This is a genomic window from Haladaptatus marinus (genome assembly GCF_051194195.1).
Genome location: NZ_JBLZNK010000004.1, coordinates 415,444 through 440,806 on the forward strand (window position 1 = coordinate 415,444; position 25,363 = coordinate 440,806).

The 25,363-nt window shown below is 55.3% G+C and carries 24 protein-coding genes and 1 pseudogene; 15 read left to right on the forward strand and 10 right to left on the reverse strand.

What is annotated here, in order from left to right; translation table 11 throughout:
• The first annotated feature begins 13 nt into the window (after positions 1-13).
• The 3 genes from ACN2TU_RS15865 to ACN2TU_RS15875 all read left to right on the forward strand — a co-directional run bounded on the left by ACN2TU_RS15865 (position 14) and on the right by ACN2TU_RS15875 (position 4,110).
• Positions 14-1,732 carry a SulP family inorganic anion transporter gene (locus ACN2TU_RS15865; protein ID WP_435156698.1) on the forward strand — a complete coding sequence of 573 codons (1,719 nt, stop codon included), beginning with the start codon at positions 14-16 and terminating at the stop codon, positions 1,730-1,732.
• 213 nt (positions 1,733-1,945) lie between these two features.
• On the forward strand, positions 1,946-2,698 hold the full coding sequence (locus ACN2TU_RS15870) for a DUF7260 family protein (protein WP_435156700.1): 753 nt from the start codon (positions 1,946-1,948) through the stop codon (positions 2,696-2,698).
• A 278-nt stretch (positions 2,699-2,976) separates the two neighbouring features.
• Positions 2,977-4,110: an acyltransferase gene (locus tag ACN2TU_RS15875; protein ID WP_435156702.1), complete on the forward strand. Its 1,134-nt coding sequence runs from the start codon at positions 2,977-2,979 to the stop codon at positions 4,108-4,110.
• Between the two features lie 101 nt (positions 4,111-4,211).
• Here the strand turns inward: ACN2TU_RS15875 and ACN2TU_RS15880 are convergent, their stop codons facing one another.
• Positions 4,212-4,940: a 5'-nucleotidase C-terminal domain-containing protein gene (locus tag ACN2TU_RS15880; protein WP_435157052.1), complete on the reverse strand. Its 729-nt coding sequence runs from the start codon at positions 4,938-4,940 to the stop codon at positions 4,212-4,214.
• Positions 4,941-4,982: 42 nt separating this feature from the next.
• Positions 4,983-5,333, reverse strand: a pseudogene (locus ACN2TU_RS15885) (bifunctional metallophosphatase/5'-nucleotidase); the annotation flags it as partial.
• 377 nt (positions 5,334-5,710) lie between these two features.
• Here ACN2TU_RS15885 and ACN2TU_RS15890 point away from each other — a divergent pair.
• Positions 5,711-7,033, forward strand: a complete 1,323-nt coding sequence (locus ACN2TU_RS15890; RefSeq protein ID WP_435156704.1) for an aminotransferase family protein — start codon at positions 5,711-5,713, stop codon at positions 7,031-7,033.
• A gap of 13 nt (positions 7,034-7,046) precedes the next feature.
• On the opposite strand, the gene ACN2TU_RS15895 is transcribed toward ACN2TU_RS15890, so the two are convergent.
• Positions 7,047-7,286, reverse strand: a complete 240-nt coding sequence (locus ACN2TU_RS15895) for a hypothetical protein (protein WP_435157058.1) — start codon at positions 7,284-7,286, stop codon at positions 7,047-7,049.
• Positions 7,287-7,419: 133 nt separating this feature from the next.
• Here ACN2TU_RS15895 and ACN2TU_RS15900 point away from each other — a divergent pair, with 133 nt between their 5' ends.
• Complete coding sequence (locus ACN2TU_RS15900) at positions 7,420-7,842, forward strand: GtrA family protein (protein WP_435156706.1); 423 nt, start codon at positions 7,420-7,422, stop codon at positions 7,840-7,842.
• 29 nt (positions 7,843-7,871) lie between these two features.
• On the opposite strand, the gene ACN2TU_RS15905 is transcribed toward ACN2TU_RS15900, so the two are convergent.
• Positions 7,872-8,597: a fumarylacetoacetate hydrolase family protein gene (locus ACN2TU_RS15905; protein WP_435156708.1), complete on the reverse strand. Its 726-nt coding sequence runs from the start codon at positions 8,595-8,597 to the stop codon at positions 7,872-7,874.
• 332 nt (positions 8,598-8,929) lie between these two features.
• On the opposite strand from ACN2TU_RS15905, the gene ACN2TU_RS15910 reads away from it, so the two are divergent.
• On the forward strand, positions 8,930-9,868 hold the full coding sequence (locus tag ACN2TU_RS15910) for a DMT family transporter (RefSeq protein ID WP_435156709.1): 939 nt from the start codon (positions 8,930-8,932) through the stop codon (positions 9,866-9,868).
• A gap of 73 nt (positions 9,869-9,941) precedes the next feature.
• Here ACN2TU_RS15910 and ACN2TU_RS15915 read toward each other — a convergent pair whose 3' ends face one another.
• Complete coding sequence (locus tag ACN2TU_RS15915) at positions 9,942-10,397, reverse strand: pyridoxamine 5'-phosphate oxidase family protein (RefSeq protein ID WP_435156711.1); 456 nt, start codon at positions 10,395-10,397, stop codon at positions 9,942-9,944.
• A 274-nt stretch (positions 10,398-10,671) separates the two neighbouring features.
• Between ACN2TU_RS15915 and ACN2TU_RS15920 the strand changes: the two genes are divergently transcribed.
• The gene (locus ACN2TU_RS15920; RefSeq protein WP_435156713.1) at positions 10,672-11,643 is read left to right on the forward strand and encodes a sulfurtransferase; all 972 of its coding nucleotides are present in this window, start codon (positions 10,672-10,674) and stop codon (positions 11,641-11,643) included.
• A gap of 458 nt (positions 11,644-12,101) precedes the next feature.
• Positions 12,102-13,367, forward strand: coding sequence for a C69 family dipeptidase (locus ACN2TU_RS15925; RefSeq protein ID WP_435156714.1), 1,266 nt, complete (start codon positions 12,102-12,104; stop codon positions 13,365-13,367).
• A gap of 24 nt (positions 13,368-13,391) precedes the next feature.
• On the opposite strand, the gene ACN2TU_RS15930 is transcribed toward ACN2TU_RS15925, so the two are convergent.
• Positions 13,392-14,237 carry a DUF3891 family protein gene (locus ACN2TU_RS15930; protein WP_435156716.1) on the reverse strand — a complete coding sequence of 282 codons (846 nt, stop codon included), beginning with the start codon at positions 14,235-14,237 and terminating at the stop codon, positions 13,392-13,394.
• A 229-nt stretch (positions 14,238-14,466) separates the two neighbouring features.
• Positions 14,467-15,060 carry a peroxidase-related enzyme gene (locus tag ACN2TU_RS15935; RefSeq protein ID WP_435156717.1) on the reverse strand — a complete coding sequence of 198 codons (594 nt, stop codon included), beginning with the start codon at positions 15,058-15,060 and terminating at the stop codon, positions 14,467-14,469.
• Between the two features lie 218 nt (positions 15,061-15,278).
• Here ACN2TU_RS15935 and ACN2TU_RS15940 point away from each other — a divergent pair, with 218 nt between their 5' ends.
• The 5 genes from ACN2TU_RS15940 (at position 15,279) to ACN2TU_RS15960 (ending at position 20,509) form a co-directional block, all read left to right on the forward strand.
• On the forward strand, positions 15,279-16,418 hold the full coding sequence (locus tag ACN2TU_RS15940; RefSeq protein WP_435157053.1) for a pyridoxal phosphate-dependent aminotransferase: 1,140 nt from the start codon (positions 15,279-15,281) through the stop codon (positions 16,416-16,418).
• 125 nt (positions 16,419-16,543) lie between these two features.
• Entirely contained in the window at positions 16,544-17,662 is a 1,119-nt protein-coding gene (locus ACN2TU_RS15945; protein ID WP_435156719.1) for an ABC transporter substrate-binding protein, read from the forward strand.
• Positions 17,663-17,667: 5 nt separating this feature from the next.
• On the forward strand, positions 17,668-18,759 hold the full coding sequence (locus ACN2TU_RS15950) for an ABC transporter ATP-binding protein (RefSeq protein WP_435156720.1): 1,092 nt from the start codon (positions 17,668-17,670) through the stop codon (positions 18,757-18,759).
• Positions 18,759-19,679, forward strand: a complete 921-nt coding sequence (locus ACN2TU_RS15955; RefSeq protein ID WP_435156722.1) for an ABC transporter permease — start codon at positions 18,759-18,761, stop codon at positions 19,677-19,679. Before ACN2TU_RS15950 ends, ACN2TU_RS15955 begins: the two co-directional genes overlap by 1 nt.
• Complete coding sequence (locus ACN2TU_RS15960; protein ID WP_435156724.1) at positions 19,676-20,509, forward strand: ABC transporter permease; 834 nt, start codon at positions 19,676-19,678, stop codon at positions 20,507-20,509. Before ACN2TU_RS15955 ends, ACN2TU_RS15960 begins: the two co-directional genes overlap by 4 nt.
• Positions 20,510-20,664: 155 nt before the next feature.
• Here ACN2TU_RS15960 and ACN2TU_RS15965 read toward each other — a convergent pair whose 3' ends face one another.
• Positions 20,665-21,930, reverse strand: a complete 1,266-nt coding sequence (locus ACN2TU_RS15965) for an ArgE/DapE family deacylase (protein WP_435156725.1) — start codon at positions 21,928-21,930, stop codon at positions 20,665-20,667.
• An 84-nt stretch (positions 21,931-22,014) separates the two neighbouring features.
• A complete protein-coding gene (locus ACN2TU_RS15970) occupies positions 22,015-22,656 on the reverse strand; it encodes a helix-turn-helix domain-containing protein (protein WP_435156727.1) in 642 nt (213 codons plus the stop codon).
• Positions 22,657-22,854: 198 nt separating this feature from the next.
• On the opposite strand from ACN2TU_RS15970, the gene ACN2TU_RS15975 reads away from it, so the two are divergent.
• Together ACN2TU_RS15975 and ACN2TU_RS15980 are read left to right on the forward strand one after the other, a co-directional pair.
• Positions 22,855-23,538, forward strand: coding sequence for a class I SAM-dependent methyltransferase (locus tag ACN2TU_RS15975; protein ID WP_435156729.1), 684 nt, complete (start codon positions 22,855-22,857; stop codon positions 23,536-23,538).
• Positions 23,535-23,762 (forward strand): hypothetical protein, encoded by a 228-nt coding sequence (locus tag ACN2TU_RS15980; RefSeq protein ID WP_435156731.1) that lies wholly within the window; start codon positions 23,535-23,537, stop codon positions 23,760-23,762. The genes ACN2TU_RS15975 and ACN2TU_RS15980 overlap by 4 nt, the downstream gene beginning before the upstream one ends.
• Before the next feature lie 80 nt (positions 23,763-23,842).
• Here the strand turns inward: ACN2TU_RS15980 and radA are convergent, their stop codons facing one another.
• Positions 23,843-24,871 carry a DNA repair and recombination protein RadA gene (radA, locus tag ACN2TU_RS15985; protein ID WP_435156732.1) on the reverse strand — a complete coding sequence of 343 codons (1,029 nt, stop codon included), beginning with the start codon at positions 24,869-24,871 and terminating at the stop codon, positions 23,843-23,845.
• Positions 24,872-25,363: the final 492 nt, after the last annotated feature.

The following is a 25,363-nucleotide window of genomic DNA, read 5'->3' on the forward strand; positions in this document are numbered from 1 at the left end:
GGAAGGGGAATTCATGGCTAGCAACAGTCTTTCACAACGGATTACAGAGGGTATCCAGTCGGATCTCCCGGTGACGGAGTGGTTGCCGGAGTACGACCGGTCATGGCTCCGAAGCGATATCGTGTCAGGACTCACGGTCTCGGCAGCAGTTATTCCCGGTGGGTTGGCGTACGCCTCGCTCGCTGGATTACCTCCTCAGACGGGGCTGTACGCCGCCCTGATGGGTGCCCTTACGTACGTGTTTTTTGCCTCGTCTCGGCAGGTAATCGTCGGCCCAACCTCACCGCTTGCTGTCTTACTCCTCACAGAGGTTGGGCCCATCGCAGCCGGGAGTGCGATGGGGTACATATCTCTCGTCACCACTACGACGATCATGGTTGGAATCATCTGCGTGTTCGCCTGGATATTCCGACTCGGCGACCTTGTGAACTTCATTTCCGGATCCGTGCTCACCGGCTTCGCGTCCGGTGCCGGTCTCTACATCATTTCCACGCAGCTCGGGAAAATTTTCGGCATCTCGGGCTCTTCGGGCACCTTCTTCCAGCGCGTCGGGTTTATCATCGCTCACCTGAACGAGGCACAGTCCACAACGGTTGCGGTCGGACTCGTTTCCATCGTCCTGTTATTGCTCGGAAAGCGATTCTTACCGCGCGCACCGACCGCGCTCCTTGTCGTCCTGCTCGCCATCGTCGTGTCGTCGATACTGAACCTCCAAGCACGAGGTGTTACGATCGTCGGCCAAATTCAGAGTGGTCTCCCCCCGGTCACGGTTCCACTCCTCCCATCGATCGGCGTCATCGAATCGCTCGTTCCGGTGGCCTTGGCCCTCTTTATCCTCTCGTACGTGCAAGGAATCGGGGCTGTTCAAACGTTCGCACGTCGAAACAACTACCGGGCAGATCCCGACCAAGAGCTCCTCGCGGATGGGGCTGCGAACGTCGGTGCCGGTCTGTTCGGTGGATTCGTCGTCGGTGGGAGCATGTCTCGGTCGGCGCTCAACGACTCGATGGATGGGAAATCGCAGATTGTCAGTGCGGTGATCGTCGGCGTTCTCGTCGTCGTCCTCCTGTTTCTGACCGGGTTGTTCACGTCGCTCCCGGATGCGACCTTAGGAGCGGTCGTCACCGTCGCTGTCCTTGGCATTATCGATGTTGATGGGATGCAACGACTCCGTTCCATCAGTCAGAACGAATTCATCATCGCATTGGCGGCGTTACTCGGTGTGCTCGCCCTGGGGATGCTCTGGGGCGTGTTCATCGGTGTCTTCCTCTCGCTCGCGATAGCTATTTCTCGGGCGAGCAACCCCAAGAAGGAGGTGCTTGCCAGGATTCCCGGAACCAACCACTTCGTCAACCGAGAACGACACCCGGAAGCGGTCGAGGAACCCGAGGTGCTCGTTTACCGTGTGGATGCCGGGATGTTTTATGCAAACACGAATGGTATTCAAGATGACCTCCTGGATCGGATCGAGACGCGCGAGACTCCGCTTGATCTCATCGTCTTCGACCTGTCTTCCTCACCGATGGTAGACCTCGCGTCGGTAGAGATGTTCGAAGACCTGCATCGTACCCTCACGCCGCGTGGAATCGACATTCATTTGGCAGGGGTAAACCAGCAGGTTCTCGAAATGTTTGAGGCCGCGTCCTTGGCCGAGACGCTCGGTGGGATTCACGAAGAGGAGACGGTGGCGTCGATCATCGACGAGTATCACGATGGCGCCGGAACGGCCTGAGGGTCATCGTTGCGTCGGATTCGAGCCATCATAGTCACGACGGACACCCTGAAAACGCTAGTGCAGTTTCGATCTATTTATCAGAATTTGTTGGGGTCTGTGATAGTCTCTGATTCCAGACTCATAATTTCGAGAATCTGAATGGGATTTTTAACGTACAGTTTTGGGCAATAATGTCTATATATGCCTACCCTAGTGAGTTAGTGAGGAACAATGGCACAGAAAGGAAATCGGATAATCGATCGCACGCCACTGCCTCGCGCTCAGCGAATCCTTGACAGAGAGGAATCACAAGTTCAGGCCGAGATCAACGCTTTCGAGGACTTCCACGACCGCCTCGGCGAGAATCCACCACAGCCGTATCGAGCGGATGGCGGAACACGTTCGAAGCTGCTCTCCTCTCAAACATCGCCCTCCGCATCACAGAAACCAGTTCAAACTGCCTACCGGGAGACGGTATTGGCAGTCGAACATTGGGAAGCGGAATACAGCGAGGAAACGGCACTCGAGAGTATCGCGGACGAGTTCGGACACAATGTCGCGGCTGGCATTGCTGGTGGGCCATCCACTTGTTCGTCACTGTTATGGAACCAACTGCTGAGTGAGACCGAGAACGCAATCGAAACTCGAACACGATCGAACCAACTCATTACGGCTGAACGGCAACAACTTGCGGAGTTAGAAGGGTCACTCGCCGATATTGGCGAAGAGTTAGCCGCTATCGAGCGAGCCAACCACTCTTTCGCAAACCGAAGTGACCGACTGAGCGAAATCCAAGAGCAACTCGACCAGCTGGCAGACGATCAGCAGTCGTATCTACGCCAGCGTCAGCGATCGAACAGTGACCTGTTTCTATCATACCTCTATGCGGATTTAGAGGCCGATTATCCCGGTCTAGCGGCAATTGCAAGAACGAAGGAGGTGCGAGATACGATCGAAGTTCGCCACTGGAGCGGTCAAATTTGAACCACGTGTTCAATATCGTCTAAGATGTCTAAGCTGAGAAAACCATCTTAGAGAACTATGCAATCTGACTCATATCTAGATACAATCGGGAAAGATATTAGGAAACGAATAGGTGTTGGAAAATATTTTCAAAGATACATTTCATCTCTGTAGCTCGTCGAAAAACAGAGCGATATTAACGAATCATTGAACAAACGAGAACAATTTCGGATTTCTCGCCATAATCGTAGGCGTTTTAAATAGGGAGGGTTGACTTTTCAATGGATCTTTGAGATACGATGAGTGATAGAATTCACAGCATAGATACCCTGCGAGCAGTCGCTATATTTTTCATTGTTATTGCACACGTTCAACCGTTTCGAGGCTTCGGAACGTACGGGAATTACGTCTACTTCGCGTTAGATACTATCGGTCAGTTCGACGTTCCGTTCTTTTTTGCTACGTCCGGATACTTCCTCGCGGAAACAGTGAATGTCGATACCGTCAAATCTACCGTGATTGGTTCCGTCCGAAAACTAGGTTCGATCTATGTGTTCGGGAGACTCCTCTCCGTGACGGCAGTAATCGCGCTCGCCTTACTCCAAGGCGTTCCTGTAGTGAATGCTCTCATCAATCGCGGCCTCGGTAACATCTCCGCGATTGATCTCCTATACTTTGGAAGTGCACTTGCTGTTCCACTATGGTTTCTGACGGCATTGATCTTCTCCCTCGTTTTCGTCGCTTGCTTCGTCAAGTTCGAAAAAACCCGCTATCTGTTGCCCGTCGCTGCGATTTTTCACATCGTTGGCCTCATCGGAACGAATTATCAAATGATCGTCGACGTACCGTTTCGAATGCGGGATGCCCTCTTCTTTGGCTTCTTCTACGTCGCTCTCGGCTACCAAATCAGCTCGATCGACTGGACACCAAAGGAGAACCGTCGTCACATCTATTTTGGCGCAGTCTGTGTTCTCGCAGGAGTCCAACTCGTAGAACAATACGCGATCGGCTACATCATTCGTGACCAGGTTCTCCGCCAAGAAATATACATGACGGAGTACACCGTTTCGACGATATTCTTCGTTCTTGCTCTCTTCGCATACGTGCTCTCGAACCCGCAGTGGGGGAAAAATACGATTCTCCCGAAAGTGGGGCGACACGCACTCGGGATTTATCTTCTTCACGTTCCATTGATTCGTCTCTTCCGGACGATGAACAGGGTTTGGCGTCCTGAGATCGGGGTTGACCTTACGTCGACGCTTCTATGGCAACTGGCCCTGACACCACTCGTATACGTTCTTTCGCTGGCGATCTATCTCCTCATGGCGAAAATGCACGTCATAGAACTCGGCGGAAGTCATACTCCGTGGCTGAACCGTCTTCGGTCACTTGGCCGGATTTCGGTACGAAGGAGAAGGCCAGATGAAAATTGACGCCGTACTGCTGCGGAATGGGCTTGCCATCCGACATCGGACTGTACTCCGTTTTTGACTAAGGCAGCCGAGGTTTCTGATAGATCACACCGGTGGAACCGTCACTCGATGCCTTCCTCGCGAGCATACGCGATGAGGGCGTCCGGGTGGAGCGGGCCGTCGTCGTCGTCGGGCGAAGCTTCGGCAACGCCATCGAATGTTCCGCTGCCGGGGACGTAGGTCGAGGTGGCAACTGTGTACTGTTCGTCGGCGACGAGCGGGCCGTCTTGCGTCGTGACTTCTTGCAGACCGTCCGTCTCCCAGTCGACAGTCAAGCCGTCGAAGTATGCCCAAACGGGGTTGTCGGGGTATTCGTCGGGTCGGATGGCGGAGTCCACCAGCGCCCAGAGTTGGGTGCCGTCGAGTTCAAGGGCTGTGATAGGGGCCTCGAAGGGGTAGAGGCCGCGAATTTCGGCGACGGTGACGTCGCCAGCCAGCGGTGGGCCGTCACGGATGCCGCCAGAGTCGACGACACCGACGTCGGCATCGACCGCCCAGCGGGTCGCAGCAACAACGAATCCGGCGACCGGGGAGGTGCCGTTGTAGCGGGCCTGCGGACTCCGTGGGACAGGCGTTTCCACGCGAGTAACGACGTCGTCGAGGCCGGTGCCTCGTCGGAGGTTGCGAACCTGGTCGCCGACCGCCGTATCGGGCGCCCAATCGGGGACGTGGCGGGGGGTCGCTTCTCGGCTGTCGAGGTCGACGGCGTTGACAATCCGGCCGTTGGCTCCTGGACGGACGATGCAGGTGCCGTTCACGTGGTCGATGCGCTCGGAATGTCCGGCACACACTACATCGGCCGCTGTCTCTCGGGCGAGGGTGGTCGCCGTCTCGTCGCCGACATGCGCGAGGAGGATTACGTATTCACAGTCCCGTTGAAGGTGGTCGATCACCCGTCGCGCCGCGTCCACGGGGGTAGTGGAACGAACGCCGTCCAGCCAGTCCCCGATAGCGTCCGGTGCAGTGACGCCGGTGATACCGATGTACCCGTCGTTGCATTCGATGACGACCGACTGTGGGACGTTGACATCGGGGAGCGTGACGTTCGCTGACACCCAAGGATGAGGCGACTCCTCGATGATGGCTCGGAGGGCGTCGGTGCCGAAGTCGAAATCGTGGTTTCCGAACGTCTCTGCGGCTGGTTTGGCGGCTTCGAAAAGCGGGAGTGCGTGGCGTCCCTGATGTTCGTTCGCGAGGGCACCAGGCGCGAGGACGTCGCCGGATCCGACGACGGCGTTGGTGGGCGTCTGGAGAGCGGTCGCGAGCCTTGCGACCCGCTCGGGGCGGTCGAATCGTTCTCGACGTCGGAGTAGTGGAGGAGCGTCGGTATGTTAATTCTTTGTCGTGACCATAGGGTCTTGAACGTTCGAGTTTGGTCGAGGTTCGGATATAGCAACCGACTACTCTCAGTGGTTTGCATAGTCTGGGGCGAATATTCTTCTCAGTTCTATTGGGAAAATATATGAACATCAGCCAAGAGAACACATTCTCGCTCATTTTCACGGGATTTTTGAAAAATATTCAAACGAGATTTTATTATATTGGAGAAAAATCATTGGGTATGTCACGGCAAGAGCCCGTTAGAGAGGAAGCCGCTTCGATTCATCACTGGTACGATCCGGATACAAATCCGATCAATATCGCCGAGGGTGAGGGTATCTCGGTTTGGGACGTGGATGGAACCGAATATTTCGACTTCTGCTCACAGCTGTATTGTACGAACCTTGGACACAGTAACGAAGCAGTGATCGAAGCAATGGACGAGCAGGCGCGCAAGATTCCATATGTGTCATCCGCAAAGCGCACGCCAGCTCGTGAAAGGCTCGCGAATAAGCTTGCCAAAGTCGCACCGGATAACCTTTCGCACACGTTCTTTTCCGTCTCCGGTAGTGAGGCCAACGAAATCGCAGTTCAACTCGCTCGTGAACGCCAAGATGCTCCAACGGTGCTCACCCGATGGCGGTCCTATCACGGCGGCACGTATGGGGCCGGTGCTCTCACTGGTGACCCGGAGACACGTTCGACGATCGAACGCCATGCAGCGACGTCCGGGGCGGCAAAATTCCTGCCACCGATCCCGAAGGCGTTCGATACTGACGACCCGGAGGAATTAGCGCGACGGGCTGGCGAGCATCTCGAGTTCGTGATTCGGAATGAAGGACCGGATTCGATCGCGGCGATTCTAATGGAACCGGTTGCCGGAACGAGTGGTGCCTTCCCCGCTCCTCCCGGATATTTCGACCATGTTCGAGATCTTTGCGATGAGTACGATATTCTACTGATTGCAGATGAGGTCATTACTGGATTTGGTCGCTGTGGGGACTGGTTCGGGATACAGACTGAGGACGTCAACCCCGATATGATCACGTTTGCAAAAGGAATCACGAGTGCATATGCCCCACTGGCTGGAGTCATCGTGACGCCCGAAATAGCCTCGTTCGTTCAGTCGAACGGTTTCGATATCGGACAAACCTTTGGCGGCCATCCCATCGGCTGTGCTGCTGGTTCTGCCGCACTTGATGTCTATTCGGATGGCGTAATCGAGAACGTAGCCGAGCAGGAAGCGACCTTTCGAACAGGATTACAGGAGCTGAAAGCGAATCACGATGTTGTCAGTGATATTCGCGGCCGCGGGTTCCTTTGGGGGGTCGAGTTTGCAGACCCGACGACCGGCGAATCATTCCACGACCCACGAGTGGACGACGACGAGAATCCGGTAGCGAGTGTGATTCGAGAATCGAGTGACCGAGGTGTTCTTTTCGGTGGTGGTCGTCCGGGATTCCAGATTATCATCTCACCACCGTTAATCGCGAACCAAGAAGCGATCGAGCGTGCGTTGGCAGTTCTCGATGATTCGATAACGACCGTCTTCGACAACTCTTAACCTCCAACTGATTTTACGCCTCCGGCCAGCGCTCGAGATACACCGCTTTGTCCGTGAAAAAGTGGATCATGTCCTCACCTTGTGCATGAAGATCTTTCTGGATCGACATCCCGAAGATAGTCGGTCGAAGAAAGTTTCCAGCGTCGGGCGTGTCCAGTTCACGCCCATCGAGAAGGGGATTTGCACCGTCTTCGATTCCTTCCTCGATTCGGGTGGAGGAACCAATCACCAGAACATTGCCACTGATCTCCATGAATTCGCATCGGTACAGTACGAATTCGTTTGTTCGGAATACTTCAATATGATTGAGGGTTTTCACCGACGACTTCGGAAATACGCGAAAATCGATAGGAATACGTGATTCGAACCGCTTTTGTTTTGGGTAGATGTTCCAGGCGTACTTTCGCGGCCTCTGCGACGGCCCCATCGCACCACGGTTACGACGATTCGTCGCCGTCGGAACCATTGCCGCAGGAGTACAACTAGTGCTGCTATGGACGTTTGTCGATAAGGCCGGGCTGAACTATCTGTTCGGTGCATTCGTCGCCATCGAGATCACGATCTCGTTTCAGTATGTTCTCAACAACGCTTGGACGTTTCGTGGGTCTCGAAACGATGGTCGTCGCGAGTTTTTCACCGGGCTCTTCAAAACAAACGTGGTTCGTGGAACTGCAATACCGATCCAACTCGGCATCCTTTTCGCCCTCGTCAACTGGGGTGATATGTTGTATCTGCTCGGGAATGCGGTTGCGATAGCGATCAGTGGACTCTATCGGTACGTCCTCGACTCGCGCTGGACGTGGGGGTGACATCCTCGCCCTTTCGGTCGGGGAGGATGTCAAGGAAACGACGAATCCGTAACGGTGTTTGTCAATGTGCCGATTCCTTCGTACGTGATTTCGACAGTCTCACCCGGTTCGATGCCCCCCGGATTCTCAGGACTACCGAACGCAATACAGTCGCCAGGTCGGAGGGTGAACCGCCGGGAGAGGTGTGCGATTATTTCGTACGGGTCAAACAGCATCAGCTCGGTATTCGAATCTTGCCGTTTCTCGCTGCCAACGTACGTTTCCATGTCGAGCTCGGTCGGGTCAACGTTCGTCTCGATCCATGGGCCGAGCGGCGCGGAACCATCGAACGCTTTTCGCGCAGTACGGCCAGCCTGGTCGAGGGCGTCGACATCGTTCATGATGGTGTATCCACGAACCACGTCCGGTACCGCTTCAGGCGTGAGATTTCGACAGCGCTCGTCGATGACAGCAACCAGTTCACCAGCATAGGTGAGATCATCAGTCCACGTTGGGTACGGGATCGATTGGCCGTCAGCGATGAGGCTCGTGGCGGGTTTGATGAAGAAGTCGGGCTCCTCCGGCTGCTCGTATTCCATTTGTTCGAGCGTCGTCGCGTAGTTGCGACCGACGCAGTAGAGAGCACTCGGTTCGCAGGGGGGAAGCAGTCGTCCATCGATACCGACTTCATAGACGCCGTCATCAGCGTAGAGCGTCCCATCGTCGTAACTGCCGACGACGGGGCCGTTTGGGGTGAGTAGTCGTGCAAGTCGCATACGCGTAACTGTCGCGGTCTAGCGCAAAAATCCGATGATACGGTTCGATAACTCCGTCTTGAGGTGGTCACGAAATTCCAAAAACCGCAGTTGTTCCCTGACCTGCAATCTCTGAATTTCTATTTGGGTTCATACTGTCCGTAGGTGGCGATGGCGGACAAGACGACCACTTCGAACCTTGCAAACAATGTGGCAACAAGAACCCGGTTCGTAACGCCTACAGTTGTAACTGCAGTACTCATTAGCACTACGATGACCGGAAAAAGAAACCAGTGGAGCGATCCGGTGAGAGGATCGAGTCTGATGACTGATCGTGGATCATTCTACTACTTGTGAACCGCCGTTTCACGATCGTTGGGCTGTTCGGGCTACTTGCTACCTTATGGGGATTCTCATTTCTCGCGATCTCCCTCGGTCTCGAATCACTTGAGCCAGTGCTCTTTGCTGCCTACCGCTATGACGTCGCAGCAGTTCTTCTCCTCGGATACGCACTCTTCAGTGATTCGGCGTGGCGTCCAACTGATATAACGAACGCCAGTGCCATCCTCGCTGGAGGATTATTCCTCGTTGGCGCAAACGCATTCCTCTTTATCGGCCAACAAACCGTGTCAAGCGGAGTCGCCGCCATCTTGCAGAGTCTTCTTCCGATCATGACATCGCTATGGGCATTGCGGTTACTGCCGGAGGAGCGGGTCTCCGCGGTTGGGACAATCGGTATTGTCCTAGGATTCGTCGGTGTCAGCCTAATCATCCGTCCGGATCCAGCCAACTTGCTTGGGAGTAATGTTACTGGTCGATTGTTGATTCTTATTCAAATTACAGGCGTCGCACTTGGAGGCGTTCTCATTCAACGGGTGGGGCCGACGCTCGATAAGGCCGCACTCTCCGGATGGTCGATGTTCACTGGCGGACTGTTTCTGCATGCTGTTAGCCTTAGTTTAGGCGAGACGTTTTCGTTCCCAACCACTGTCAAAAGCGGTGCTGCAGTCGCATATCTTGGAATCTTCGCCACCGCAATCGCCTTCTTGATTTATTTCACCCTTCTCGATGTTCGCGGTGCATTCGAAACATCACTGGTTTCCTACCTGGTTCCAATCGTCGCGACGATAGTCGGCGTCGTCGTGTTAGGCGAATCTATCACAACTCTCACAATCGCCGGATTCATGATCGTGTTTGCTGGCTTCATTCTCCTCAAGCGTCAAGCAATTGCCAACATTGTGAACGGCGCAACAGAGTACGAAGAGAATACTAGCGGACAACTCCGTGACTGAGAACAGAAGTTGAAATGGGATGAACCCACTTGCACTCGTTAGGCGGTCGTGGATTAGGAGTGTTTCTCCGTGGTCATTTATCTTCAACCTCCTGCATTCGTTCAGTGAAATCCCAACTGAACACACGCTCTGGGTCGATCTGGAGGGTTACCTCGTCTCGCTCATCGGACAGTAACCGCTCGGCGAACTCCGATCCGGTGTCTCCGACGTATCGATCGAGGAGTTCTCGAAGAACAGTTTTCTCTGGGTCTGATTCGATAGACGCGACTCCACTTCCACGAATCCCCTTGTATGGGGGTTTGTTGGTGGACACTTCAAACCCGACATTCGAATCGTGCTCCAAGAACCGGACGATATCCGCGTGTGCCGCTGTTGCACAATGGAATTTTCCGTCTCGAAACAGATACCAAAGCGAGACGATCCAGAGCCGGTCTGCAGGAGTGTGACAGGCAATTCGGAGCGGAACAGTTGTCCGGTCGAGATACTTGGAAACTGTCAATTCTGTCCATGCTCCACTGTACGTGGTCATGGAGCCTAGAACGGGATGATTTTACTTGAGGTCATCTCCTGACACGGTGTGTTCCGTCACTGCGTGAGCGAGAGATTTTTCTCAGGTTCGGACATGAGAAGTCCCAGTAGTCAGCGCTCTAGAAGTATCGTGAGGGTTTGTCCGTGCTGTCTTCAGTACATTCTTCTGTAGCAATCCGGTCGCTCTTCGGACGGAGTGAGGGACGTCACTGTTACGAAAACCCGACATGTGCAGCCCCAATCGTTAGGTCATCGATGGATAAAACGTACAGTCCATGACCGACGCCGAGCTCTCCGACCCCGCAATCGATGAGAAGTACGAGAACGGCACCGACGTTCTCGTTTCGCCAGACTGGCTTCACGAACATCTCGATCTGTTCCAGTCGGATGATTCTGACTACCGACTCGTCGAGGCAGATATCGAGTACGAGGAGTCCTACGCCGAAGCACACATCCCGGGTGCCGTCGGGTTTCGCTGGGGGTCTCACCTTCAGGATTCCATCGAACGCGATATCCTGAAGCGAGCGGAGTTCGAGGAAATCATGGGGAATGCAGGAATCACGGCAGATACGACGGTTGTCCTCTACGGTGACGAGGCCAACCAGTGGGCTGCGTACACCTATTGGCAGTTCAAATACTACGGCCACGACGATGTCCGGTTGCTCGATGGTGGTCGTCCCTACTGGTTCGACAACGAGTATCCGACGACCGATGAAGAGCCTTCGTTCAGCCAACGAGAGTATGAGTCGGCAGGCCCCCACGAGGAACTTCGCGCATACCTCGATCGCGTTGAGGAGGTTGCAGCGATCGAGGGCGAGTCCTCTACCGAGGGTCGCGCCGATATCGGCGCCGACCCCGAGATTCCGTTGATCGACGTGCGTTCGGAAGCCGAGTACCGCGGTGAGAAGATTGCTCCCGAGGGCAGCAAGGAAACAGCCCGCCGGGCGGGACACATTCCCGGTGCGACGAACGTCTCGTGGAAAGAAAATCTCGACGACGAGGGACGGTTCAAGGACGGCGACGAGTTGCGCTCGGTGTATGCTGAGCGGGGTATTCAGGGTACTTCCGAGGTGATATCGTACTGCCGTATCGGCGAGCGTTCCTCGATTACGTGGTTTGCCCTTCACGAACTGCTTGGGTGGGATGTCACGAACTACGACGGGTCATGGACGGAGTGGGGTAACCTCGTCCGCCAACCCGTTGCGGTGGACGTCGAAAAGCCGGCGTCGGCCAACACGAAAAAATAGCACGTCGATACTTTGCCACGGTCATACCGCGGCCAGTAGCGTCTGCAACGTTCCGGTCAGCTCAATTCTTTGGTTCAATAACGCCGTCTGCCACCCTGTCGAGTATTACGGAATTGTAGGCGAGAACGCCTCGCCCTTGCGGGCGGGGAGGATGACAATCGAAACCCCTTTCCTGTCTTTCGAATCCCACTAGCAGTAATTTCCATCGATTATTAGCCGAATCACCAAACTGTGTGAAACGCGCTCATGGCACAACGATTTATACTGTGTTTCCAGTAGTTCACGATGCATCGATGACTCAATCCGCAAAGAGACCACTGAGCTGTGATAACGCAGTCGCATTATCCGACGTAACACGGTCAGGAAACCTGATTTTTGGAAAAAATAGTGATCGGCCTGCGTTCGAGTGTCAGCCGGTTGTCTACGGAGATTCGAAGAGTCCGCCGTCGGATGCGACGTTGCAGCTCGCAAACTGCACCCTCTCACAGCCAGCAGATACGTATGCGACACTTGGAAGTGCTCCATACTGGTGCTGGGGCTATGAATTGGGGATCAACGAGCATCGCGTCGTCATCGGAAACGAAGCCGTCTTTACGAAGCCCTGGAAGGCGGCACTCGACGCTGCGGATCGCGGTGACCCTCCGGAAAAGGGGATTTTGGGGATGGAGTATGTACGTCTTGGCCTGGAGCGGGCGATGACGGCCGAGGGAGCAGTCGACGTCATCAGCAATCTCCTCGAAGAATACGGGCAGTTCGGTTCGGCAGTCGCGGGTGAGGGTCTTGCGGACGGCGCATACGACAACTCGTATCTCATCGCTGACCCGAATGAGGCATGGATTCTCGAAACGGCTGGCAAGCGATGGGCAGCAAAACGGATTTCGACTGGAGCGGACTCGATATCGAACGAACTGTCGATTCGACATTCTTGGACGAAAGGCTCGGACGATCTGATCGCGAACGCAATCTCACAGGATTGGTGGCCAGACGGACGTGAACCGTTCGATTTCGCCGACGCATACACCGACCATGAGACTGCTCTGCAAGTCTCTCGTATCCGGTATAAACGTTCGCAGCAGTTGCTGGATACTCTTACCGACGACGGTGAGTTCAATATCGAATCAATGCAACGAATTCTCAGGGATCATTATGAAGAGACATTTCTCGATGGGCCGAAATTCAACGCGACACTGCCGGATTTCCTGACGATCTGTATGCACGCATCCCCGGCAGAATTCACGTGGGGTGATAGCGTCACCTCGGCCGTTTTCGAGTTGCCACCAAACGATGATGGATTTGCGAAACTGTGGTGGACACCTGGGCCTCCCTGCATCGGTGTGTACGTCCCATTTTACGTCAAGAGTGGAACCGTCCCGTCAGTAGTTTCGAACGCTGGAACGGCAACCCGCCAGGTAGTTCATCCAACCACGGTCAGCGAAGATGCGGCCAAAGAAGGGTCGTACTGGTGGGAGTTCAAACGGCTACTGATGGCGATGAAGGGTGACGAGTATGGCCGGGACTTCGAGGCGAACCGCGAAATCGTCCGCAGTCGGTTTGACGAGTTAGAATCGAAGTTCCGCCATCGAGCTATCGAGAGGGAGGAGAAAGCTCGTGAATTCTATAACAATGGGCAACGTGACGCGGGAAGTGAAGTACTAGCATCATTCACTGAAGCCTGCGTCTCAGAAGTTCGTGATGAGATCGAGCAACTGCTCCAGATGCTCTGAGAAGGAAGACGTGCAGTACCGGAACTATTTGGAGACGGTGAACTCAACGACTTCATACTCACCACGGTAATACGCACGGCAGAGATCGTCCTCCGTCTCGTAGTCTCCTTTTGGGACGATTCTGGCGGGAACGGAGACGGTCAGCGGCGACTCGGTAAACGGGTACGGGTTCAGTTCGAACTCGCGGTCACCGACGGGCTGCACCGTCACCGATACTTCTTCACCGGGTTTCGCCGGGACGGACTCGATGGTCGTCTCGCCCGGATCTTCGCTGGTTCCGAAGATGAGCGAGAGAGTGTCCCATGCTTGCAGGAGTTCGAAATTACACCAGAGTCGGCTTTCCGTGCCCGCTGGCGGTTTTCCCTGCTCGTGGAGGGCGGTAAGTACCGACATATCTTCGTCCGACAGTCGTTCCTCCTCGGAACCGTTCGATTCGTGCAATTCGCTTGCGAGTTGCCTCTGTCGCCGCTCCTCGCGGTCTACGAATTCCTCGAATGCAGGCGGTGTGTCGGGCCACGACGCGGAGAGGCCGTAGCGTCGGCGGCGGAGCCCCGACCCATGCATCGACGCTACGAGACCTGCATACCGATTCATCTCGGCGACGGTGCTGATGCCGTCGTCGTAGAATGCGATCCACTCGGCTGCGGGGACGCTCACGAAATCCACGATGTCGCCGTCCAAGAGGTGCGGCGTTCGATCGTATTCCCACCATCCGTTGTCGTGATTGGCCGCCACGAGGGTCATCGCCGCAAACGGCGTCGGGCGCTCGAACGTGTTGTTTCCCCAGTGTTCGGCGAACTGTCCGGCCAACGCCGCGTGATCGGGTTGCGTAATGAACCGGTACTGGTCGTCACCTTCGGCGATAAGCATGGCACAGTAGTAGGTCGGAAATGGGTAAAAACGTGTGCCAACCAATGTCCCGACTACGCCGATTTCAAGACCGCCGCCGGTAGAATGGCGTACAAGAACGATGGCTATCGGATGGTGGTCGTTAGTACCGGCACGATAGCCCCTAACTTTGCTAGCTAGATTAAAACGTTCGTCTCATCGTATCGACGCCCTCTCGATGCTCAATTCAGCGTCTGCAGGTGGGCGAACGCTATTCTCGTGGCTCTCGACCCATCGTATGAAACTCGTCGTTGGGTCGCCAGTCAGCAAACAGTGCCATTCGGTTCGAGAAGTTGAAGAAGGCGGTCACGGCCCCGATGTCCCAGATCTCGTCGTCGCTGTAGCCAGCATCACGCAGTCGTTGCAAGTCGGCTTCGGACACCTCCGTCGGGTGCTCGGTGAGTTTCACCGCGACATCGAGCATCGCCATCCGTTTGTCACTCACATCGGCCTGTCGATAGTTCGCCACCAACTGGTCGGCCAGCGTGGGTTGTTTCGCGTAGATTCGTACGAGTGCACCATGGGCGACGTTGCAGTAGTAACAGTGATTCACCCCAGAGACAGCAACGATGATCATCTCGACTTCTTCCCGGTCGAGCGACGTATCGTCAACGAGCGCATCGTGAAATGCCATGAACGCACGGAAGTGCGAGGGTTTGTACGCGAGCGCTGCGAAGACGTTTGGCGTGAATCCTGCTCGCTCCGTCTCTTCGTCAATCCGCCCACGGAGGTCAGCAGGGATCTCATCGTAGTCAGGAACCGGGAATCGGCGCTGTGCGTCCGTGTTGAGGGTCTCGTCGGACATGACGCCGTATTCGTTGTGATAATACTTAACAGTGGGATGCGAATGGCTGGGGGCGATTGACCGGAGCAATCTCAGATGTAACTGTGCAGCATTTCCACGAATGTGCCTGCACTGCAACGCTACAAATACGTGATGCTGGCCCAATTATTAATTTCAGATAATAGATTAATATACCTGCCCCGAAAAACACACCCATGGCAGATATAGGCAGGCAGGATATGCAGTTCGAAGGGAGTCGCACAAAGAGCGTCAGCGAATCGGTGATTCGTGAGATGACGAGGGAAGCACTCGCAGCGGGTGCGATCAATCTCTCGCAGGGGATTCCGGACGAGGATGAGACACCGAAGGCGGTAAAAGAAGCAGCACAGCAGGCGATCACGTCGAACAGCCAGTACACGATTACGTGGGGACTACCGGAGCTGCGCCAACAAGTCAGTAGGAAATATCACGACTGGAAGGGCGTCGAGTATGATTCGGAGACGGAAGTGACGATTACGTGTGGAACCAGCGAGGCGGTAATGTCCGCATTGTTGGCTTTCTGCGGGGACGGAGACAAAGTCCTGTATTTCGAACCGACGTACGAGAGTTACATTCCCGCGATCAATTTCGCGGGTGCGGAAGGTGTTCCGCTCGATATTACGGAGGACTTGACGCTCGATGCGGACGAACTACAGGACGCTGCACGGGATGCGTCCGTCCTGATCTTAAACACGCCGCAAAATCCGACTGGGAAGGTATTCAGTCGGTCAGAGTTGGAAACCATCGCCGACGTTGCGGCGGACGAGAACTTGATCGTCGTCACCGACGAAATATACGAACACATCGTCTTCGAGGATGAGTATGTAAGCCCAGTCGAAGTCGGTGACCTCGCCGACCGGACGATCGTCTGTACCGGGCTCTCGAAGACGTACAGCGTCACTGGTTGGCGAGTTGGGGTTGCACTCGCACCGGAGCCGTTGTCCCGAGAACTCCGAAAGATTCACGACTATACGAGCATCTGTGCCCCGACGCCGCTTCAAGTTGCGGGTGTCGAAGCATACTCGCTTCCGGAGGAGTATTATTCCGAACTCAGTGACTCGTATCGTGAGCGACGAGAACTCCTTTACGACGGCCTCTGTGATGTCGGATTGAATCCTGTAAAACCCGACGGCGCGTATTATATGATGGCCCGGTACGATACCGACGAGGATGATGTCGAATTCGCGAAAAAACTCATCCAACGCGCAGGTGTCGCGACTGTCCCGGGAAGTAGCTTCTACACGGAAGGGTCGGCGGATTGGATTCGGTTTACCTTCTCCCGAAACGAGGAGACGTTGACGCAAGCGGTGAACCAACTCGCAGACCACCGCTGGTGGTAACCGGCGAAACTAGTCAAATACTGTATGGTTTCGTGGTGAAATCTTCTCCCCAGTGCGATGAACAACCGGTCGGAATTTTTACCCTTACCGGACAATATAAGTGAGTACTCTCACACCGTGTGTATATGATAGACAATCCCAAGATTGGAAGACGAACGTTCATAAAAGCGGCCGGTGTCGGAGCCGCAGGGAGTCTCTCGACGCTTTCGGGGTGTCTCGGTGGGAACAACGGTGGCTCGGGCAAAGCACCCATGGATATCGAATCCTGGCCACCACAGGATTTGGAGGACAAACTCGTCATGTGGAACTGGTACGACGACTGGGCCACCTACGCGAAAAAAGCCTTTAGCAAGGAGTTCGACGTCAACGTCACGAACAGTGGTTTCTCGAGTCCGGAACAATGGTACTCGAAATTACAGGGTGGGAACTCCGAAATAGACAATATTTCGGCGACGGCGAACTGGGTCGAACGTTCCATCGAGAACGATTTCCTCTATCCACTACCGGTCGAGAAGATGCCGTCGTGGAAAAACATCACCAAGCGTGTGAAAGACGTCGGGACGTACCAAAAAGGCGGGAAAACGTACGGCGTTCCCGAAAGTATCGTTCTCTATCCGCTGACCTACAACACGAATCACTTCAACAAGGCCCCGTCGTCATGGGACGTCCTGTGGGATGATGCGAACAAGGGCAAAATCACGATGTGGGACAACAGCACCGTCTCCTGCCAAATCGCCGCACTCTACACGGGTCAAAACCCGATCAACCCCGACGATTTCAAGGAGATAGAGGAGGTTCTCAAGCAGCAAAAGCCGCTTTTGAAAACCTACTGGGGGGACTATCAGCAGGGGATGAGCATGTTCGTCAACGAAGAGGTCGTTGCCGGTCCACTGACGATGGGGCGTACCTACTCCGCAAAATTCCACGAAAACGCGCCGGTGAACTACACTGCCCCGAAAGAGGGTGCGCTGTTCACCAGTGACTTGTTCGTGATTCCAAAGGGAGCACCGGATCCGATGGCAAGCCTCCAGTTCATCAACTGGGCATCCCAGAAAAAGCACGCGGCGAAGCTGTTTACCGAGATGGGGTATATGCCCGCCGTGAACATCGACAACCAACTGTCCAAAGAGCAGCGCGAGTTCACGAACTGGCCGGATAGCTGGAAGCTTGTGTTCCAGAAGCAGTTAAGCCAGAAAGTGCGGGACAAATATAGCGAAATTTGGACGGCAGTGAAATCGGCCTGATTACAATGTCACTACTCACAGTCGAAAATCTGACCAAAACGTTCGGCGACGTCACCGCGGTTCAGGACGTCTCGTTCGACGTTTCGGACGGAGAGTTCGTCTCGATTCTCGGCCCGAGTGGCTCCGGAAAATCGACGATACTGCGGATGATTGCCGGATTCGAAACGCCGACCGATGGGTCGATTCGACTCAGCGAGACCGAACTCGTCGGCGTGCCACCGTTCGAACGGGACATCAACATGGTGTTTCAGAATCTCGCCCTGTTCCCGCATCTGACCGTCGCGGAAAACATCGGCTACGGTCTCAAGCAGGCAGGGGTGAAGAAATCCGAACGTGCAGAGCGAACCGAAAAGATGCTCCAGATGGTTCACCTGGACGGATACGGTTCCCGTTCTCCCGACGAACTGAGCGGTGGCGAACAACAGCGTGTCGCCCTCGCCCGTGCACTCGTCAATGAACCGGAGTTGGTGCTGTTCGATGAGCCTCTCTCGTCGCTCGATAGGAAACTCCGTCAACACATGCAGACGGAACTCCAGCGGATTCAGTCCGAGACGGGAACGACCTTCCTCTACGTGACCCACGACCAGGAAGTCGCCCTGTCCGTTTCGGATCGACTCATCGTGCTGAACGATGGCGAAGTCGAACAGATAGGCTCAGCCGAAGAGCTATACGAAACGCCGGAATCGGCGTTCGTCGCGGATTTTATCGGCGATGTCAACCAGGTGTCGGCTACGGTGACGGAGACGACGGAAACCGAAATGACGGTCGAAGTCCAGTCAGAGCCAATCTCGTTCGCTCGCAACGGCGCGTCGTTCGTTTCGTCCGGTGACGAAGTACGTGTCTGTGTTCGGCCGCACAAAGTGACGGTATCGGATGGCGGTACCGAGGGTCACCTCCTCGAAACGAACGGGACGGTTCGAGAGCGAAGTTACCAAGGGAGCGACGTCATCTACGTCATCGAAACTCCCTGGGGACGGCTGACCGCGAACGTCCGTGGGCAAAAATTCGCTGTTGGTGACGATGTTGTCGTCGGTTGGAATGCCGATGACATGCACGTCTTCCCGGCCGAGCAAACACCATCACAGGAGGTTGCGTGATGGCAAATGCGACCCATTCGGAAGAATCATCAGAGGGAGAGAGTTCGATACAGAGCTTCCTCCAATATCTTCGAGAGCGCCCCCGTCTCCACAAAGCGCTTATCGTGGGTCCGCCGCTCACCATCCTCACTCTGTTTTTCGCACTGCCGCTTCTGTCGATGCTCATTATTTCGTTTCGGCAGGGCCAGATCGACGGTCCATTCACCCTTCAGAACTATACACAGTTCCTGACATCGGACGTTTACTTGACGGTCGTGTGGCGAAGCCTGCTTATTTCGTTGGAAGTGACGGCGATCGTGACCGTCATTGGATACACTCTCGCGTACAGTATCGTCCGCTTTACGCGTCATACGACGCTTCTACTCTTGCTCGTGATTCTCCCGTTCTGGACGAGTTACATCATTCGAATGTACGCGTGGATCAACATCCTTCAAAGCGGTGGCGTGCTCGACTCCGTTCTCCTGTTGACGAACGTGGTCGATAAACCAATCGGGTTACTGTATAGTCAGGAGGCAGTGCTGATCGGATTCGCATACGTCTGGCTACCCCTCGCCGTCTTACCGTTTTACGCATCGTTGACGAACATGGATCCCGCGCTCATCGATGCAGCGAAAGATCTCGGAGCAGGACCGCTCAAGGCGTTCTTCACGGTGACGCTTCCGACGACTGCAAACGGGGTTATTACCGGAATTCTCCTCGTCTTCATTCCGACTTTCGGCTCGTTCATCACCCCGCGACTGCTCGGCGGCACCAGCAACGTGATGATAGGAATGGTGATCGAAGAACAGTTCAAATCCGCGTTCAACTGGCCGTTCGGTGCAGCGATCGGATTGATCGTCACGATTCTAGTCGTCGCCCTGCTCATCCTCGGTGCACGTGCTGGCGGTAATCTCCTCGCACAGGGGGATGATACCCAATGAATCAGTTGAATCGCGTCCTTCGGCCCGTCGAACGAGTCGTGCACCGATACGGCTCGCATCTGGGACGCCTTGCGATGATTCTCGTCTTTTTGTTCCTCTGGCTTCCCATTGGCGTGCTCGTGTTCATGTCCTTCGCAAAAGGTGGTGTTCTGGCGTTCCCGCCGAAGGAACTCACACTTCAATGGTACGCTACGTTCTTGAACAACCAAGCCGCGATTAGTGCCATCGTGACGACGCTGAAGATAAGTATCGTCGCATCGCTCATTAGCGTCGTCCTCGCGACGCTGATCGCGTATGCTGTCGACCGATTTGCCTTCCCCGGAAAGGATGTCCTCCAGTTGCTTGCGACGCTTCCAATCGTCGTTCCACTCGTCGTCACCGGAATCGCGATGGTGCTCTTTTTCGGTGCAATCAACTTCCAACAGGGATACTGGTCGATCGTCATCGCACACGTCATCCGAACGATCCCGTTCGCGACGCTTGTCATCCTCCCGACGTTTTTGACCTTCGACCGACAGCTCGAGGAAGCGTCGAAAGACCTTGGCGCGAACGAACTCCAAACGTTTCGGCAGGTAACCCTGCCGAGCGTCCTCCCGGGTATCATCGCGGGCGGCTTGCTGGCGTTTACGCTCTCGTTCAACGAGTTCGTCTACACCTACTTCGTCAAGGATTCGGCCACCACGACGCTCCCGATCTACATCTGGAATCAAATCCGGTACAACGTGACGCCCGAAGTAAACGTCATTAGCGTCGTCTTCCTCCTGCTCGCCGTCTCGCTCGTTCTCGTTGCCGTCTCACTCACACGGGTGGACCTTCTCGCTCGGCGGTGAACGGCTCACCGCTTACATGATGTTTCTGTCCAGGTACTGAATGCCTAAACACACGTTTCGGACGACCTTTCCGCAACAACGAAATCGGGAGAAGTACACGATGTCGCTGTGAATCCGCATGACGTCGTGGTCTCACGGCCGAACCGCGAGGCAGTTCACGCGGTCGCGTTCGTGGATAGAAATTCTACGGTAGCGTCCGCGAGCACTTCCGTCGCTGTCAAGACCTCCGACCATTCGACGGTTTCGTTCGGGAAGTGAGCTTGTTTGATAGAGCCCGCTCCGAAAAGAACGGTCGGGATTCCGGCCGCGATGTAGTGGCGCGAATCGGCCCCGTACGTCGCCCCGCGCGGATCCGTGTCGTTCAATCCCCGGTTTCGCATCGCCGTTTGTAATGCGGTCACGACCGGTTCATCCGCGTCGATTTCCGCGGGTTCGAACTGAATCGCCCGGCGCTCGAATGTCGGCGGATGTGTCGAGAGCCAATCGCTCTCGGCCACGACTGTGTCGAGTTCGTCTCGGAATTCCGTCTCGACTTCTTCGTTCGTCTCACCGGGTGCGACGCCGATTCGAATCTCGCTCGATAGGTGCGCGGGAACACTCGATGCCCACGTCCCTGCATCAACGACCCCGAAGTTCACCGGCCACGAGATCGGGAACGACTCGTACAATGGGTGAGTGACGCGGTCGTTGCGGTTCGCTTCGAGTTCGCGGAACGCCGCTCGAATCCGCTCGAAGTGGGGGAGAACCGACTCGCCTTCCCAGCGAGTGGCCGCGTGAGCGGAGCGACCTTCGATTTCGAGGTTCATCATTACGCTTCCCTCGACGGCTGTCACGACGTCCAACTCCGTCGGTTCTGTGATAATTGCGGCGTCTCGCTCGAACCGATACGGATTTGAAAGTGCCGCCGCGACGGCGCCGATTCCACCTTCTTCCTCGCCGACAACGCTTTCGACGACGACGCGTCCATCGAGATCATTTTCGACGTCGTGGACGTATTTCGCGGCGAAAATACACGCTGCAAGGTTGCTTTTCATGTCCACCGCTCCACGGGCCGTCAGCGAATCACCATCCCAGGTGGGTTTGAATGGATCAGTTTCCCACGATGATTCCTCGACGGGGACGACGTCGATGTGGCCATTGAGGATAATCGTCGGACCTGCTGCGGGGTCACCGAATTCGAGTACACCGGCAACGCTCGGCCGCTCGTCCACATCGATCGCTTCTGCATTCGGAAACGTCGGACTCTCGGCTAACTGGTCTGCGTCTGCCGTCCAACTGTACACTTCGAACCCAAGGTCGCGGAGACGACCCGAGAGCCACTCTTGTGCTTCTTTTTCCCTCCCACTCGTCGTTTCGAACGTCAGTAACTGCTCTGTGAAATCTCGGAACTCGTCGCCGTATTTTTGGGTGAAATCCAACATCGGACAAACCATCGAAATCCACTTTGATATTTGTTACTGTGTGTCGCACATGGCTATCTGACCTCTCGTTGAACAAAGTCGATATCAAACGAGTTCCATTATGACCTTCGTTTCGATTTTCCGCAAGTGCTCACCAACCGTCCCCGCGGAGATATTCGCCCGATCTGCAAGGTCGTTGAGGGTCGCACGCCGCGGCATCTCGTAATAGCCCTCATTGATCGCTAGTTCCAACAGTTCTTGCTGGCGATCCGTCAGTAGCGACGCGAGTTGGCGCATATCTGGGTGATACTCGCCGATCCCTTCGAGCGTAATCGGAATTCCGTCAGGGATTTCCGCGATTGCCTCTCGGATCTTCTTGTCCTCTCCAAGCATGGTTATTCGAAGCCCACCCTGATCGGTGTATTCCATCGGCCAGTCCACGACGATCTCATACCGTCGGAATATACTGAGGAGGTCGGTCATGAGGGCATTTGCTCGAAAATGGAGGTAGACCAGCCCGTCCGATGCCGCAGACCGCTCGATCGATAGCACCTCCGGGTTCGCCTCGAGTGCTTTCGTGCCCTGTTCAAAGTCACCACGGAGTTGATACAGTCCGACGCCGGTTCCGTCATCCAAGAGGTTGATGTAGTGAATCGCTTCTCCATTCACTGCCGAATCGGTCGCGCACTCGCCGTTAGAACAGCGTTCATCGTCTATCTGCGGAATGACGAACGTAATATATCTCATACTAGCAATCCGTTCTCTATGCTCATAGTGCCCAGGACGGCTGTATTCGGCCGTTTCGTCTCGAAATGAGTTGATTGGGATACGTCTGCCGTGGGCGGTGGCCTATTAAAGCATGAGTTTGCTGTGTACACATTTAAACCTGCCTCAGATGTGAGGCGCTATTCGCATGCATCGGTGTGCCGTCCATACTGTCAACTCATGCCGAACAGAATCGCTGAAAGAGGCAACACGAGCCGAACGGAATCGAAACCACCAACCCTCGGTCAGCCGATCGTCGCCGCGCTCGCAAAGCGCCTTGACCTTGCTGACCATCGGCGGTATCTCGCACGTGACCTCGAAGGGGTGATACTGGATCTCGGTGCGGGAAGCGGTGCGATGGTTCCGTACTTCCAAACAGCAGCGCAGCGTGCGTCAGCACTCCATCTGCATGCAATCGAACCGGATTCCAACAGACGAAAACAGGCGAAGCGAACAGCCAGCACGTACGATCTGGACATCCACCTGCGATCAGGACGGGCTGAATCCCTGCCATATGCGGACGATACGTTTGACGTGGTCATCGCCTCCGCGGTGTTCTGTACGGTACAAGATCCTTTTCGAGCCCTCACCGAAGTCCATCGGGTCGTGAAACCGGATGGTGAATTCCGCTTTCTCGAACACGTTCGGTCGGACGGTCTGCGTGGCTACGTCCAGGACGCAGTGACCCCACTCTGGAAACGGGTCGACAACGGCTGCCATCTGAACCGTCGAACGGACGACTGGATCGCAGCAGGTTCCTTTGCTCTCGACGAGATCGAAACACTGAGTCTCGGTGTTAGCCCGTCCAGACCCTTCGTGCGCGGAACTGCCACGCCAGTGAGCCATACTATGTCTGAACCATGAACACGAACGCGACTGTGGTGACAATTCTCGGCGCCATCGTGGCGCTTCTCGGGATGGTATGGTTGGTTCAAGGCCTCGCAATCGTCCAGATCGATCCCATTCTGTGCGTCGCGGACTGCGAACCGATCACTGGACGGTCGGTGCAGTGGACGGTTATCGGCGTGATTACCCTGTTCGTGGGAATCGTCATTGCCGGAGCGGGGTTGAAGCGCGGTAATCGATGACAGTCAACCGCTCTGGGTTCACACCCCGAGACGTTCGTCGTGCTCCACCGATAGACCCCGTCTCACCGATTCGAACTGTGTCACTCCGGCTTCAACCCCGATTCTACGATACGAATCACAGTCTCGCCGTCCGGCAGGTTTGGCGCATCGACGAGTCGGACGATCCGCTTGTTCCCTTTCGATTTGCGGAGGTAGAGACGAACTGTGCTGGAGTGTCCGAGGATGTGCCCGCCGATGGGTTGCGTCGGATCGCCGAAGAACGAGTCGGGGTTGGACGAGACCTGATTTGTCACGACGATTGCCGCATTGTGTAGGTTCGCGAACCGCAGCAGGTCGTGGAGATGTTTGTTCAGCATCTGTTGTCGTTCAGCGAGCTTTCCGCGACCGATATATTCGGCCCGGAAGTGCGCGGTCAGCGAGTCCACGCAGACCAATCGAACAGGCCACTCGGTGTCGGCGTATTCGCCGGCGATTTCCCGTGCCTTTTCGGCGAGGAGAATCTGGTGTGCTGAATTAAACCCTTTCGCAACGTGAATTCGATCGAGAACGTGTTCGACCAGCTCGTTAAGCGCTGCTTCGTCGTCGGCGTCTCCCTCGATATCGCGGTCGATCATCGTGGCCACGATGACGTCGTCTGGTAATCCCCGGACGATGTCGTCGATACGATCCGGCCGGAACGTATCTTCGGTGTCGATGAAGATCGCACGGGCGTGGAATCCACCCTCACTCTTCGGAAGTTGCACGTTGACGCACAGTTGATGCGTAATCTGTGATTTGCCGGAAGCGAAAGCGCCGTAGAATTCCGTGACTGACCGCGTTTCGATACCGCCACCAAGCAGTTCATCAGCGTCGTCGATCAACAAGCGAAGCTTTCCGATCCGGTCTCGCTGTCGTCGCACCGCGATTCCGGTTTCAAAGTCGCCAATGTTGGCGGCCTCGCGTGCCGCTTGAATGATGCCAGCGGCGGTACGCTCCCCGATGTCAGCGGTGTTGGTGAGCTCGCCGGGACTCGCAACGGCGAGCGCTTGATAGGAAGTGAATCCGGCTTCGAAGAGTTTGTCTGCCGTTGCCGACCCAACTCCCGGTAACTGGTCAAGCTCGGCTGCCATACGTGACCAATGAACATGCATTCGCATAAACCCGCGTTAACAGGCCAGTGAAAGTGAACTATCGAGCGGAACGGATCGAACACGACTGTTGTGAATCGGCTGCACTATGCATGTTTCTTCGGTCGACCGAAATTGTGGTCGACCGCTACGCCGAATGGTACGACGCCGTGGTTATTCTACCTGGGGACTATCGAATTTGGAGTTTCACAACGCGTCAAAATCTACTTCCGAAGCAGCCGGTGCTATTCGTGCGATTCATACGGTACCGCGATGTTCGCAAGTGACTCTCCGGTTATGTTGGGGTCTGAGTGAAAGAGACCGGATTTGGATGCAATGATTCGACCGAGGTGAATGCGAGCAACCGTTTGTGGCCCCGTATCGACTGGCACCCCTTCCAAAATATCGAGGTGTCGCAAAACGTTCAAAATGCCTGTAATACCGGTTTCGACGGCGTAGTCGATTTCCTCGTTGGTGTGTGAATTGGTTGTGAAG